The 13,099-nt window shown below is 74.6% G+C and carries 9 protein-coding genes; 6 read left to right on the top strand and 3 right to left on the bottom strand.

Features of this window, described 5'->3' with window-relative positions:
• Positions 1-31 precede the first annotated feature (31 nt).
• Positions 32-1,936 carry a GMC oxidoreductase gene (locus ACWGL3_RS25705; RefSeq protein ID WP_452461888.1) on the bottom strand — a complete coding sequence of 635 codons (1,905 nt, stop codon included), beginning with the start codon at positions 1,934-1,936 and terminating at the stop codon, positions 32-34.
• Between the two features lie 211 nt (positions 1,937-2,147).
• Here ACWGL3_RS25705 and ACWGL3_RS25700 point away from each other — a divergent pair, with 211 nt between their 5' ends.
• Both ACWGL3_RS25700 and ACWGL3_RS25695 read left to right on the top strand, forming a co-directional pair.
• Positions 2,148-2,795 (top strand): DUF6230 family protein, encoded by a 648-nt coding sequence (locus ACWGL3_RS25700; protein WP_267946212.1) that lies wholly within the window; start codon positions 2,148-2,150, stop codon positions 2,793-2,795.
• Positions 2,796-2,799: 4 nt separating this feature from the next.
• The gene (locus tag ACWGL3_RS25695; protein ID WP_452461887.1) at positions 2,800-4,263 is read left to right on the top strand and encodes a DUF6114 domain-containing protein; all 1,464 of its coding nucleotides are present in this window, start codon (positions 2,800-2,802) and stop codon (positions 4,261-4,263) included.
• Between the two features lie 233 nt (positions 4,264-4,496).
• Here the strand turns inward: ACWGL3_RS25695 and ACWGL3_RS25690 are convergent, their stop codons facing one another.
• Positions 4,497-6,314 (bottom strand): UvrD-helicase domain-containing protein, encoded by a 1,818-nt coding sequence (locus tag ACWGL3_RS25690; RefSeq protein ID WP_267946210.1) that lies wholly within the window; start codon positions 6,312-6,314, stop codon positions 4,497-4,499.
• Positions 6,315-7,117: 803 nt separating this feature from the next.
• On the opposite strand from ACWGL3_RS25690, the gene ACWGL3_RS25685 reads away from it, so the two are divergent.
• From ACWGL3_RS25685 to ACWGL3_RS25675, 3 genes are all read left to right on the top strand, one after another.
• On the top strand, positions 7,118-7,741 hold the full coding sequence (locus ACWGL3_RS25685; RefSeq protein ID WP_267946209.1) for a DUF1707 SHOCT-like domain-containing protein: 624 nt from the start codon (positions 7,118-7,120) through the stop codon (positions 7,739-7,741).
• Between the two features lie 296 nt (positions 7,742-8,037).
• On the top strand, positions 8,038-8,643 hold the full coding sequence (locus ACWGL3_RS25680) for a SanA/YdcF family protein (protein ID WP_355014591.1): 606 nt from the start codon (positions 8,038-8,040) through the stop codon (positions 8,641-8,643).
• A 151-nt stretch (positions 8,644-8,794) separates the two neighbouring features.
• Positions 8,795-10,234, top strand: a complete 1,440-nt coding sequence (locus tag ACWGL3_RS25675) for a hypothetical protein (RefSeq protein ID WP_452461886.1) — start codon at positions 8,795-8,797, stop codon at positions 10,232-10,234.
• Positions 10,235-10,276: 42 nt separating this feature from the next.
• On the opposite strand, the gene ACWGL3_RS25670 is transcribed toward ACWGL3_RS25675, so the two are convergent.
• Positions 10,277-11,131: a SanA/YdcF family protein gene (locus tag ACWGL3_RS25670; RefSeq protein ID WP_346660217.1), complete on the bottom strand. Its 855-nt coding sequence runs from the start codon at positions 11,129-11,131 to the stop codon at positions 10,277-10,279.
• Positions 11,132-11,263: 132 nt separating this feature from the next.
• Here ACWGL3_RS25670 and ACWGL3_RS25665 point away from each other — a divergent pair, with 132 nt between their 5' ends.
• A complete protein-coding gene (locus tag ACWGL3_RS25665) occupies positions 11,264-12,832 on the top strand; it encodes a DUF885 family protein (protein ID WP_452461885.1) in 1,569 nt (522 codons plus the stop codon).
• The last annotated feature ends 267 nt before the right edge of the window (positions 12,833-13,099 follow it).

Raw genomic sequence — 13,099 nt, 5'->3', positions numbered from 1 at the left:
GGGACCGGGTGGTCCGGCCCCGCACCGGCGCTCATCCCCGCTCGCCGTCCCCGGGGCCCTCGGCCGCCTCCACCGTCTCCGCGACCTCCACGGCCACGGCCTCGACCTTCGCCTCGACCTCTTCGCCGGCGGGGGAGGAGGCGTCCACCACCGCCAGGGGCAGCGTCGTGCCGAACCGCAGCTCGGCGAACGACCCGGCGGGGACGGCCGGGGACCGCGGGAGGACCGGCCGGACCCGGCGGTAGCCGGCGCCCTGTTCCGGCCGGGGGTCATCGTCGCCCTTGTTCGGCCACATCGACATCGCCCGCTCCGCCTGCGCGGTGATCGTCAGGGACGGGTTCACGCCCAGGTTCGCGCTGACCGCCGAGCCGTCCACCACGTGGATGTCCGGGTGCCCGTACAGCCGGTGGTAGGGGTCGATCACGCCGCTCTCCGGGCTGTCCCCGATCGGGCAGCCGCCCAGGAAGTGCGCGGTCATCGGGATGTCGAACACGTCGCCCCAGGTGCCGCCGGGGAAACCGTCGATGCGCTTCGCGAGCCGGGTCGCCGCCTCCTGGCCCTTGGGGATCCACGTCGGGTTGGGTTCGCCGTGCCCCTGCCGGGAGGTGAGCTTCTTCCGGCCGCCGAACACCCCCCTGCGGACCGAGGTGGTCAGCGAGTTGTCCAGCGACTGCATCACCAGGCCGATGATGACCCGCTCCGACCAGCGGCGGTTGGAGAAGCTGCGGACGAACACGTACGGGTGGCGCGCCGCCAGCCCCATGAACCGCAGCCAGCGCGGGATCCTCCCGCCGCCGGGCACCTGCATGGCGGTGAGCAGCCCCATCGCGTTGGAGCCCTTGCCGTAGCGGACCGGTTCGATGTGCGTGTTCTCGTCGGGGTGGATGGAGGACGTGATGGCCACGCCGTGCGTCAGGTCCTCCGGCGGCGGCACCTGCTTGCTCATGGCGCCCACGAGCGCCTCGGAGTTGGTACGGGTGAGCGTGCCGAGCCTGGCGGACAGGCGGGGCAGGAGCCCCGAGTCGCGCATCCGGTGCAGGAGGGTCTGGGTGTTGTAGGTGCCCGCGGCCACCACGACGCCGCGCGCGGTGAACGTGCGGGCGTTCTCCCGCCGCCGGGGAGCGTCGGTCCGGACGGTGTCGAGGGCGAGGCCGCCGCCGGGCAGTTCGCGGACGCGCTCGACGCTGGTCAGGGGGTGGATGTCGGCGCCACCGCGCTCCGCGAAGTACAGGTAGTTCTCGGTCAGTGTGTTCTTGGCCCCGTGGCGGCAGCCGGTCATGCACTCGCCGCACTCGGTGCAGGCCCGGCGCTCGGGCCCCGCGCCGCCGAAGTAGGGGTCGCCCACGGACTCCCCGGGGGCCGCCTTGGCGCCGTCGCCGTCCTCCCCGTCGCCGAAGCACACGCCCACGGGGGTGAGGCGGAAGGTGTGGCCGACGCCCATGTCCTCCGCGACCGCCTTCAGGTGCACGTCGGAGGGGGTGACGGTGGGGTTGGTGCGCACGCCGAGCATCCGGCGGGCCTGGTCGTAGAACGGGGCAAGCTCCGTCTTCCAGTCGGTGATGTGCCCCCACTGGGGGTCCTCGAAGAACGGGTCCATGGGGTGGTAGAGGGTGTTGGCGTAGTTGAGGGAGCCGCCGCCCACCCCGGCCCCGGCGAGGATCATCACGTCGCGCAGCAGGTGGATGCGCTGGATGCCGTACAGGCCGGCCTGCGGGGCCCACAGGAAGTTCTTCAGGTCCCAGGACGAGGACGGGAGCGTCTCGGGCGTGAAGCGTCGGCCCGCTTCGAGGACACCGACGCGGTAACCCTTCTCGGTGAGGCGGAGGGCGCTGACGGAGCCGCCGAATCCCGACCCCACGACGATGACGTCGTAGTCGAAGCGGGGGTCCTCCTCGGTGGCGGCGGCGGATGGTTCTGCTCTGCGCTCTGGGGGCACGGCTGATCTCTCTCCGGGTCAGTCACGGGCCTCGTAGTGCGCCGGATACGAGTCCGCAACATTGAATGTGTCATCTAGAAATGTGACATTCGATATTGTAATGTTCGTCACTACCGCCGAGTAGGGTGTGTTCCATGTAACACGCGTGGCGTGCTCCGGCGCAAGTTTCGCTCCCCTCGCCGCCCCCGGCGGCGGAACACTGGAGGTACTCATGCCCAAGGCTTCCGACGAGGCGCCTGAGGCGTCTCGGGACGCGCCTGAGCAGCACGAAGCCGGCGGAGGCACCCTGTGGCGCAGGTTCGCGCTCGTCGTGGTCCCCGGCCTCGCCGCCGCCGCGGTCCTGGGCGGCATGACCACCCAGGGCCTCCTCGCCGCGTCCTTCGCGGTCTCCGGTGACAGCTTCAAGATGTCCGCCGACCAGCTCGCCGGACACGGGTTCACCCAGTTCGGCGACGTCGCCACCTCGGTGGACGGCTCCACCCGGCCGGTCGGGCTCTCCTCGGTCAACACGGCCGAGCTGACGAACCTGTGCATGTCCTCCCTCTGGGACCTGCCCATCGGCGAGGCCACCCTCGTCATCAACGCGGGCGAGACCACGCCCGTCGAGGGCACCAACCTCGTCATCGACATCGAGCAGCTCCAGGGCAACGCCGAGTTCGGCGCCATCGAGATCGGCCGCGACGCCAGCACGCTGGACAGGGCCGACAACGGCCAGGGTCCCGCGGGCGGCTTCGGCCTCCAGGCCGACACCATCACCGTCTCCGACATGGAGATGACCACGTGGGCCGTCACCTCCGGCTCGCTGCGCCTGTCCGGCCTGAGCCTGGCGATCAGGCCCGGCGCCCACGAGTGCTTCTGATGCCATGACCCACGCACTCACCCTCCTCCGGACGGGACGGGGACGCTTCCGGGACTGGCGGCGCAGCCGCCCGTTCTGGGGCGGTGTCCTCCTCGTCGCCGCCGGGGTCGAGCTGCTGCTGGCGCCGGCCGCGCAGAGCCTGATCCTCCCGATCGACCTGATCGTCTACGCGGGTATAGCCGGGGTGTCCGGCGCCCTCATCGCGGCGCTGCTGATCACCCTGGGCGCGCTGAGCTGGCTCCAGCCCGCCCAGCACGTCTTCTTCGGCCTGGTCGGGCTCGCCCTCGCCCTCGTCTCCTTCGTGACCTCCAACTTCGGAGGGTTCGTCATCGGGATGCTGCTCGGCATCGTCGGCGGTTCCCTCGTGTTCGCGTGGGCCCCCGGTGTTCGCCGCCGTTCCCGCGGGCGCCGCCGGGCCGCGACGGCCGGGGCCTCCGGTCCCGTGCCTGAGGAGGCCGACGCCTCCGGCCCCGGGCCGGCGGAGGGAGTCCCGGGCGCCGGTCCCTCCGAGGAGGACGACGGCGCCGGTGGCGGCGTCCCGCACTCCGCGGACGCGACCGCGGGGGGTGGCGGCGCCTCCCGGGGCACGGCCGGGGCCCCGGGGGAGGGCGGAGTCGCCGACCCGCGCCCGAGGACCGGGCCGCTCGCCGCCCTGGCGCTGCCGCTGGCCGTGGCGGTGGTGCTGGCCGGAGCCCCCGCTCCCACCCTGGGCTGGCCCTGGGACTGGTTCGCCCCGCCGGGCGGCGGGGAGGAGCAGCCCGAGGACGCCCCCTCGGAAGACCCCTCGGAGGAGCCCTCCGCCGGACCGACCGGCGAACCCCCGGAACCGGGCGGGAACCCCGGCGAGGACGGGGAGCCGCAGGAGCCGGGGGAGGACGAGGAGCCCGAGGAGGAACCGGAGGAGGAGACCGGCGCCGACCCGGCGGCCTGCGAACTGCTCTCCGGCGAGTCCGCGCTGGCGGGGTCGGAGGAGGAGTTCCTGGAGGCCGTGGAGGCCTGCCGGGCGGCACGGGACGAGGGCGAACTCCCCGAGGTCCCCGTCGACGAGGACCACGACTGCTTCCAGGGCTCGGTCCGCACGTCCGGCCTGACCGCCGACACGCTCACCATGAGGGGGGCGCGCTACGACGGCGTCGTCGAGTGCCCCACCGCCGACGGTCCGCGGCGCTACATCATGCTCAGCATGCGCCAGGCCGACGTGGACAACGGCGAGCTGTGGTTCGAGGACGGGGGGACCCGCATGAGCCTGGGCCTGCCCACCATGAACCTGACCGGTGACGTGCGCCTGCACATCACACGCATGCACGTGCGGCTCCTGGGGATCCCGCTGACCTTCACACCGGACTTTCCGCCCCCGCTGCTGCTGCCGTTCATGATCGTCACCGACGTGGAGGTGGACAACCCCATGGCCGGCACCGACAGCATGACCATCCCGAACCTCAACGGGCAGTACGGCGGAGGCGGCTGACACGGACCGGTCCCGGCTCCGGGGCGCGGTCGGCGGGGGCGGCTTGTGGAGCGGCGCCCCGCCGTTCTCCCCGGGCGGGCCCCGTGCCGCCCGGCCGGGGCGGCCCCGCGCCCGCCCCGGCGGGCACGGGCGCGGGGCGCCGAGGAGGCGAAGCGGTCCGAAGCGCTCACGTCCGGTCGGCAGCGCACGGGTGCGGGGCGCCGCCGACGGCGACGCCCCGCTGGTACCGCGGACTACCAGTTGTCGGTGATCAGGCGGCTGGCCCGGCCCACGTGGGAGACGTACAGCGCGTCGCGGGCCCGTGTGGAGGCCACGAACAGCAGCGTCCGCTCCTGCTGGAACGCCTGCTCCAGCGCTACCTGGTCGCCGTCGGCCGCCTCGATCGCGGCCTTGGGCGGCAGCAGGTGGTCGCTGACCCCGACCAGGGCCACACAGCGGAACTCCTGGCCCTTGAGCCGGTGCATCGTCCCCACGCGCACCGCCGCGGCGTCGCCGCCGTCCTCCAGCGGCGCGGTCGGGATCCCCCTGGCCTCCAGCTCCTTGGCGATGCCGCGCACCACCCAGTGGTTGCGCCCCGCCACCGCGATCTCGGCCGGCTCGACGCCGGCCTCCAGCCACGCCCGCACCCGGTCGCCCAGGGCGGCGAGCTCCTCGGCGCGGTCGTCGCAGCCGCGCACCACCGGCGCGGGCCCGCGCAGCAGGGACCGGTACCCGGCCAGGGTGTCGGCGTTGTCGTCCATGCCCAGCGCCGCACGGCGGCCCAGGATCGGCATGCTCCAGTCCAGGATCTCCTGGGTGATGCGGTAGCTCGTCCGGAGCCGGTGGCCGCGCCCGCGCACGTTGATGCCGAGCGAGGCCAGCGACACCCGGTTGTCGGACACCCGCTGGTGCGGGTCGCCGACGACGAACAGGTCGTCCGGGCCCTCCGGGACCGCCGCGCGCAGCATCCGCCACTGGCTCGGGTGCAGGTCCTGGGCCTCGTCCACCACCACGTGCCGGAACAGCGGCGCCCCGCGGCCCAGGACGCGGGCGGCCTCGGCCGCGAGCTGCGGGTAGGACCACAGCCCCTCCACCCGCATGGCGCCGACGTAGCGCCGCACGGTCTCCCACACCTGGCGGCGGTGCTCCGGGGCCAGGTGCTGCACCCGGCCGCTGCGCTCGCAGCGGATGTACTGCGGCAGCAGCTCCAGCCCCTTGGCGAGGATGACCTGCTCCCACTCGTCCACCAGGAAGCGGCCGGAGAAGGGCAGGCCGTCGGCCAGCGCCACCGCACGCCACCGCTGGGCCAGTTCGTCCCTGCCGACCATGCGCGGCGCGACGCTGCTGTGCGACTGCACGACCGACCGGGCGAGGCTGTCGATGGTCGCCACCCGCACCCGCGCGCGCACGCCGGGGTCGGGCAGCAGCTGGTCGAGGCGTTCGGAGAGGGACAGGGCCAGGGCCCGGTTGTAGGTGGTCAGGAGCACCGCCTCGCGGGGGTCCCCGGGACGGGCGGCGGCGTCGTGCTCGGCCAGGTGGGCGGCGCGGTGCAGGGCGATCACGGTCTTGCCCGTCCCCGGGCCCCCGGTGATCTGCGCCGACCCCTTGAAGCGGGCCTCGGTGATCCGGTGCTGGTCGGGGTGGAGGGTGATCTGCCACTGGTCGAACGGCGCGGCGAGGGCGTCGGCGAGTTCGGGCGGGCCGGTGGGTGTGGGGTCGACGGCTCCGGCCCCGGGGGACTCCAGGACCTCGGGGCGCAGGCCGCGGGCGAAGCGGAGCGCCTCGTCGCGCGGGCGCACGGTGATGAGCCGGTAGTGCGTACCGTCCGTGGGGCGGTCCTCTCCGGGCTCGCCGCGTCCCTCCCCGTCGGGGTCGGGAACGACGACGCCGGTCCAGTCGGGGGCGATGCTGACGACCCGCACGCGCGGGTCGGCGGCGCCGGCGACGGCCTCCAGGTCGGGGTCGTCCCCGGCCTGGCAGGCGCGCATCACGGCCAGGGTGTCGAGCTGGACGTCGGGCGTGAGGCGGGTGAAGTCGCTGAGAAACGTCGGGGCGATCGCAAGGGCGGACACGTCGTGGATTCCTCCGGTCTTCGACCAAGTGGTGTCTGCGGTGCTGAGGAGGTCGGAGCGGATGGTGTCGCGCGAGGGGAAGCCGGTCGGGCGACCGTCGCGTTCACCTGAAACATGCTCGGTGGCGAATTTGGGCAAACGCCGCCCCGGGGGCGATTCCCGCCGGGTTGCGAGGGGTTTTCGGGGTTCATATAACCCCTGTTCAGAGGGTGTTTTGCGCAAGCGCGTTCGAGGTGCTGGGCGGGTTTTTCCGCGGGGCCGCGGTGCGGGCTCCGCGACCTGCGGTTCTGTGCGAAGGGCTGGTGTCCGTAATGGGGGTTATGTACCTGACCGAAATTGAGTAACAGAGGGCGAGACTGCCAGCTCGGAGTGGGATCCGTGGGGACAGTGAGGAAGAACTGTCGTCAGGGAAGGGTACGACCGAAACCCGGCGGGAGAGGGGGAACGTGTGACCGTCGCGGAACCGGGTCCGTCGCCGCGGGAGGGGTACACGTTGTGGCCGGTTTCGGACACGCTCTGTGCAGACGGCGCCCCCGCGCGAGATCGTAGAGCGCACGGGGGGCGGAAACCACGTGTGGTTCAGGACTCTGCCGGGGTCCGTCCTACCCCGGCAGAGTCCTCAACCGCTCTGGCTCCCGGACCGCTCTAGAGAAGCGGTACCCAGTCCCCACCCTCTCCAAAGCGGGTGGCGCGGCCAACCTTCGCCGACCCGAGGGCCCCGGCGCCGCTCGACTCCGTGACCGTCACACCCCATGCTCTACCTTGGTGGTGACAAAAGAGCGGAAAGGACCGGGACGAGCACAGTGGCCCCCAACGACATGAGCCGGATGCGCATATCCGACGCTGAGCGCGACCAGGTCTCCGAGGTCCTGCGCGAAGCCGCCGCCGAGGGCCGGATCACCCTCGACGAGCTGGACGAACGGCTCAACGCCACCTACGCGGCCAAGACCTACGCCGACCTCGAACCGCTCACCTCCGACCTGCCCGCCCCCGGCGGTGCGGCGTCCCCGCTGCCCTCGGTCCCCGGCACGGTCCCGGGGGTGGTCGCCCGGCCCCAGGGCGACCCCATGGTCCTCAAGGGCGGAGGGAGCTCCATCGTCCGCAAGGGCGCATGGGAGGTCCCCCACCGGGTCGAGGCGCACAACAAGTACGGCTCCACCCGGCTCGACTTCCGCGAGGCCGTCCTCACGAGCCCCGTCACCGAGGTCCACGTCGACGCCTCCTGGGGCAGCGCCGACCTGATCCTCCCCGAGGGCGCCACCGCCTCGGTCGACTGCGACGCCTCCTGGTTCGGCTCACAGCGCTCCGACGTCGACTCCATGCGCAAGCAGGGCGCACCGCACTTCGTCGTCACCGGCTCGTGCCAGGGCGGGGGCCTGCGCGTCCGCTACAAGCGCCCCTTCTCCTGGGGCGGCCGCGGGGCCTGACCCGGCGCCCGCACGGGCGGGGCGCCGCTCCCGCCCCGCCGCCCCGCCCGGCGGCCCCGTACGGCCCGTCCCCGCGGCTTCCCGGGCCCCGTCGGTCGCGCTCCGGCCGCACCCGCGTCCTCCCTCGCCGCGTCCCGGCGCACTGCTCCCACCCCTCCCCGCCCCGGCCCGGTCCACTGCTTCCGCGCCCCGTCGGCCCCGTGCGGACCGGACTCCCCGTCCGGCCGTGCCCGGCCGTGCGCCATGATGGGTGCGGCGCGCCGCGGGGCGCGCCGACAACCGGAGAGGCGGCACGCGTGGGCTGGTGGATCGCAGGGGTCGGAGCGGGCGCGTGCGCCCTGGCGCTGGCCCCCTACGCCTGGACCTACCTGGCCAGCGCCGGGCGCCGCAAGGACCCCGGCGCCGTCCCGCACCGGCCCGTCGCCGTCGTCCTGGGCGCCGCGGCGTGGAAGGACGGGCCCTCGCCCCTGCTCGCCCGCCGCCTGGACCTGGCCGTCCGCCTCTACGAGGACGGCAGGGTCGGGCGGATCATCGTCTCCGGGGACAACCGCGAGGTCTCCGGACACGAGACCGACACGATGACCGCCTACCTCGTCGGCCGCGGCGTGCCCGCCGACCGGATCGAGGCCGACCGGTACGGCTACCGCACCTGGGACACCTGCGTCCGGGTGCGCGACCTGCACGGCGTCCGCGCGGCCACCATGGTCACCCAGTCCTTCCACCTGCCCCGCACGGTCGCCCTCGCCCGCGCCGCGGGGATCGACGCCGTCGGGGTCGGGGACCCCAGCCTCGGCGCCCGCCGCCGCTCCACCCTCATCGGCTACGCCCGTGAGGTCGGCGCCGCCGTCAAGGCCCTGCGCGACGCGGTGCTGCGCCCCGCGCCCGCGCACCAGGAGGCGTGACCGCGCCCCGGCGGGGGGCTCCCTCGAAGGAGTGGGAAGGGTACGACCACCCCTCGTCCCGGAGGAGGGCACGTGGTTCCCCGCGGGGGCGTGAGAAGGTCGACGCCGCCGCCGATTCGCGCGATCCGGCTGAGCCGGGATAATCGGGCCCATGAACGCGACCACGGACAACGACCCACACGACGGCGCGGAGAGCGTGGACTGGGCGGCGCTCCTCCCCGAGGGCGGCGAGCGCGTCCCCGGACTGCTCGCCGAACTCGCCGGGAGCGACACCGCACTGTCGGAACTCCACGACCTCGTCCACTTCCCCGCGCCCGGGCACGTCGCCGCGCCCAGGATCGTCGACTTCCTGGTCGACACCGCCTGCGCCGAGGGCACCCCGCCCACCGACCGCTGGCGTCCCCTGAGCCTGCTCCTGGAGCTGGTCGCCGGCCACCCGGAGGACCGCCTCCCCGAGGTCCGCGACCTCGGCCAGTGGCGCGACGAGGTGGCGTGGGCGACGTCCACCGACGTGGAGAAGGTGCGGGAGCAGTACCGCGCCTGGGCCGAGGAGGCCCCGGACGAGCAGCACCACCTCCGCATGCGCAACCGGCTCGCCGTCATGGAGCAGCCGAACGGCGCCGCACTCCTCCAGGCCGAGCTGGACACCTACGAGGCCGTCCTCGCCCGCGTCCCCGACCTGGTCACCCTCCTCAAGGGCGGCGTCAACCGCGGGGGCCTGGACCGGGCGGGGGAGTGGGTCAGCTATCTGCTCGCCTTCCTCACCGACGACTCCGAGCGGATCGCCTCCGAGATCACCGGAGCCTCCCAGGTCCTGCTCGCCAAGGACCTGCGCCCCGCCCCGCAGGCGCCCACGAGCCTGCGGGAGGTGATGAGCGGAGGGCTGGACAGCGGCGAGCCGCTGCCCGCGGAGCTGTTCGCCCTGGGCCTGGTGGCCGACGCCGCCGACATCGACACGACCGTGGCCCTCACCCACCAGATGGCGGGCGGGAACCTCTACAACTCCTTCGCCGCGTCGGTGTCGCTCGTGCTCATCCACGGGGAGGACACGCCCCGCGAGGCACTGCGCCGCATCGGCCGCGGCGGCGGGACCTCGATGGGCTACGCGGGCCTGTTCAACGAGTCGTGGCCGCACTGCGGCGGGCGCTCGCCGCAGGTCCTGGGCTTCCTGGCCCTGGGCCGCGCCGGGGGCCGCGCGCGGCGGCTGCGCCTGGACATGCTGCCCGGCCTGATCAAGGAGGAGGCCGACTCGCGCGCCCTGGTGACCGGTGTCGGCCTGGAGATCGTCCTCGGCCCCCGCACCAAGGGGCACAGCGCCGAGGAGCACGCCCGCGCCGAGTACGACGAGGAGACCCTCAAGGTGCTGTGGGCGATCGCCGAGCTGCCCGCCTCCGCGTGGGAGGACGAGGAGTTCACCGCGACGCTGGACGCCTGGGCGCTGCCGGACACCGCCGAGGAGTTCCGCGCCCTGGTGGGAGTGGAACCCGAGGAGGAGCGGGAGGACGAAGAGGCGCCCCCGGCCCCGGCCCCCGCTCCCCAGGCCCCCGCCCCGGGCGGCCTGTTCGGACGCCTCTTCGGCGGAGGCCGCTAGAGGTCCGGGGGCCGCCCCGGTCACCGGCGCGGCCCCCGGGCGTCATTCCGCGTCGGCGGCCAGGGCGTCGTCCACGGCGGTCTCGTAGCCCCCGAGGAAGGTCGGGTCGGGGCGGAACACCGCCGTGCCCAGCGCGGCGACCGCGGCGGGGACCTCGCGGACCCACCCGTACAGGGTGGCGAACCTGCGCTCCTCCAGGCTGGAGTCGGCCACCCCGACCGCGTCGATCCCCGCGTCCCGGCAGAGCCGCACCGCGCGCGGCAGGTGGAAGTCCTGGGTGACCACCGTGGCCTCCTCCACCCCGAACACCTCCCGCGCGCGCACGCACGAGTCCCAGGTGGAGAACCCGGCGTAGTCGCCCGCGATCCGGTTCTCCGGAACCCCGGCGGCCACCAGGTAGTCGCTCATCGTGTCGGTCTCGTTGTAGTGGTCGACGCTGTTGTCGCCGCTCACCAGCACGGCCTCCACCTTCCCGGCGAAGTACAGCTCGGCGGCGGTGTCGAGGCGGCGGGCCAGCAGCAGGGACGGCAGGCCGTCGGGGCGGACGCCGGCGCCCAGCACCAGGGCGACCGGGCGCTCGGGCACCCCCTCGGCGGTGTGGCGGTCGCCGGAGGTGCTCGCGACCTGCCACACGAACGGGAGGAAGCCCGCCACCACGGCGCACACGGCCAGCAGGGCGAGGCGCCGCAGGGGGCGCCGTCGCCGTTCGGGGCGTTCGGGGCGGTCGGGGCGGGTCTTCCCGCCGGTGTCGCCGGGGCCCTCGCCGGCTCCCGGTCCGGAGGCGCCGTCGCCGGGGGAGCCGTCGGTGCCCGGGGCGGCGCGCCCGGGGGCGGAGGGCTCCCGCCCGGCGTCGTCGGGTGCGGAGGTGCCGGACGCGGCGGGATCTGAGGTCGTCACGCCTGAGAAGACGCCCGGAGCGGCCGGAGAGTTCCGGCGGAGGGTAGGACGAGCGGGGCGACCCTGCGGGCGAACCGCCCCGGGCGGAAAACCCGGCTGTGCGCCGCCCGGACACCCCGTTAGAGTCGCCGCATGTCCTCACAGCCGCACCACGACGACCTGTCCCCGCGCCTGCGCGCCCTCGCCGACCTCATGCCCGGGAGCATGCGCGAGGGCTCCGGGATGCACGAGTACGACGGCAGGGTCGCCGACACGTCGCCCGACGGGATCCGGGACGCGCTGTCCCGGCTCGGCGGCGACCCCGTCGCCGACGCCCACGACGAGGCCCACCTGGCCGCGTTCGAGCAGGGGCTCCGCTACGAGCTGGGCGAACTCCAGCTGCACCGTTCCAACCCCCTCCACCACCTGGGCGAACTCGACGTCTCGGTCTACGACCGCGAGTACGCGCCCCGGGCGGAGCGCGACGCCGCGCGCGTCGCCCACCTGGCCGAGTGGCCGCGCGTGGTCGACAACGCCGTCGCCTCCCTGGACAGGGTCCCCGCCCCCGTCGCCGACGCGCTCCTGGCCGCGGTGAGGGGTGTGGCCGACGGCCTCCCCGACGATCTCCCCGCCGACGTCCTCGAACCCGCCCTCGCCGCACACGCCCGCCTCGTCGCCCACATGGAGCGGGCGGTCCGGAAGGGCCCGGAGAGCGCCCGGCTCGGCGCGGACGCCCTGAGCCGCCTGATGGGCACCGTCGAGGCGGCCGAGGTGGACCTCGCCGACCTCGCCTCCCGCGCCGACGCCGAGCGCGACCGCCTGCGGGCGGCCCTGGCCGCGGTCACCGGCCGGATGGCCCCGGGCCGCGACCCCATGGAGTTCGCCCGCGAGCTCACCCGGCAGTACCCGGCCGCCGACGGGGTCCTGGACGCCGCCCGCCGCTGGACCGGGCTCGCCGTCGAGTTCACCGCCGAGCGCGGGCTGGCCCCGTGGAGCGACGGCGAGTGCCGCGTGGACGTCTCCCCGCCCTCGCAGCGCTGGGCGACCGCGATGATGGCGTGGTCGGGCCCGTGGGAGGCCGACACCCCCTCCTTCTACTTCATCACCCCGCCCGACAAGGCGTGGAGCGAGGAGGAGGCGGGCGAGTGGCTGGAGATGTTCAGCCACACCACCCTGCCCGCCGTGAGCGTGCACGAGGTGGCGCCGGGCCACTTCTCCCACGGCCGCGCGCTGCGCAGGGCCCCCGGCCAGGTGCGCCGCGCCCTGCACTCGATGACCTTCGCCGAGGGGTGGGCGCACTACGCCGAGGAGATGTGCCTGGAGGAGGGCTTCGGCGAGTACGCCGCCGAACGCCTGGGGGACCCCGCGTGGACCGCGGACCACTACGAGGTCGGCGTGTGGGTGGAGGCGCTGATCCGCGTCACCCGCCTGTCGGTGGCCATCGGCATGCACACCGGCGGCATGACGGTGGAGGAGGCGGCCGCCCGCTTCGCCGAGGACACCCCGCTCCAGGGGCCCGCCGCCCTCTCCGAGGCCCGCCGGGCGACCTTCGACCCCACCTACGGCCGCTACACCTGGGGCAAGCTGGAGATCCTCGCGCTGCGCGAGCGCGCCCGCGAGCAGTGGGGGGAGGGGTTCGACCTGCCCAGGTTCCACCGGGCGCTGCTCGACCTCGGCTCCCCGCCGATCGGGCTCATCGGCACCGCCCTCGAACGCGGTTAGCGCCCGGGCAGCGCTGTGCGGAGGGGGCCGCGGGACCCCCCAATTTCCACGGTAGGGCGGGGGCCGCCCCGGCCGCCAGAGGTCCCCGGGGCCTGTGGACGGCCGGTCGGCCGCGGTGGCCGGGCCCGGGCGGCGGACCGCGTCCGGGACCCCGGCTCCGGGACCTCGGACCCGGCTCCGGGCCCGCGCCCGTGGTCCCGGGACACCGGACCCCGACCTCGGGACACCGGACCCGGGAGACCGGACCCCGGGCCCGCGGCCCGCCCC

The organism is Nocardiopsis sp. NPDC055824, assembly GCF_053616335.1.
Note: the sequence above shows the minus strand (reverse complement) of the source record. Positions and strands in the feature narration are given on the sequence as shown.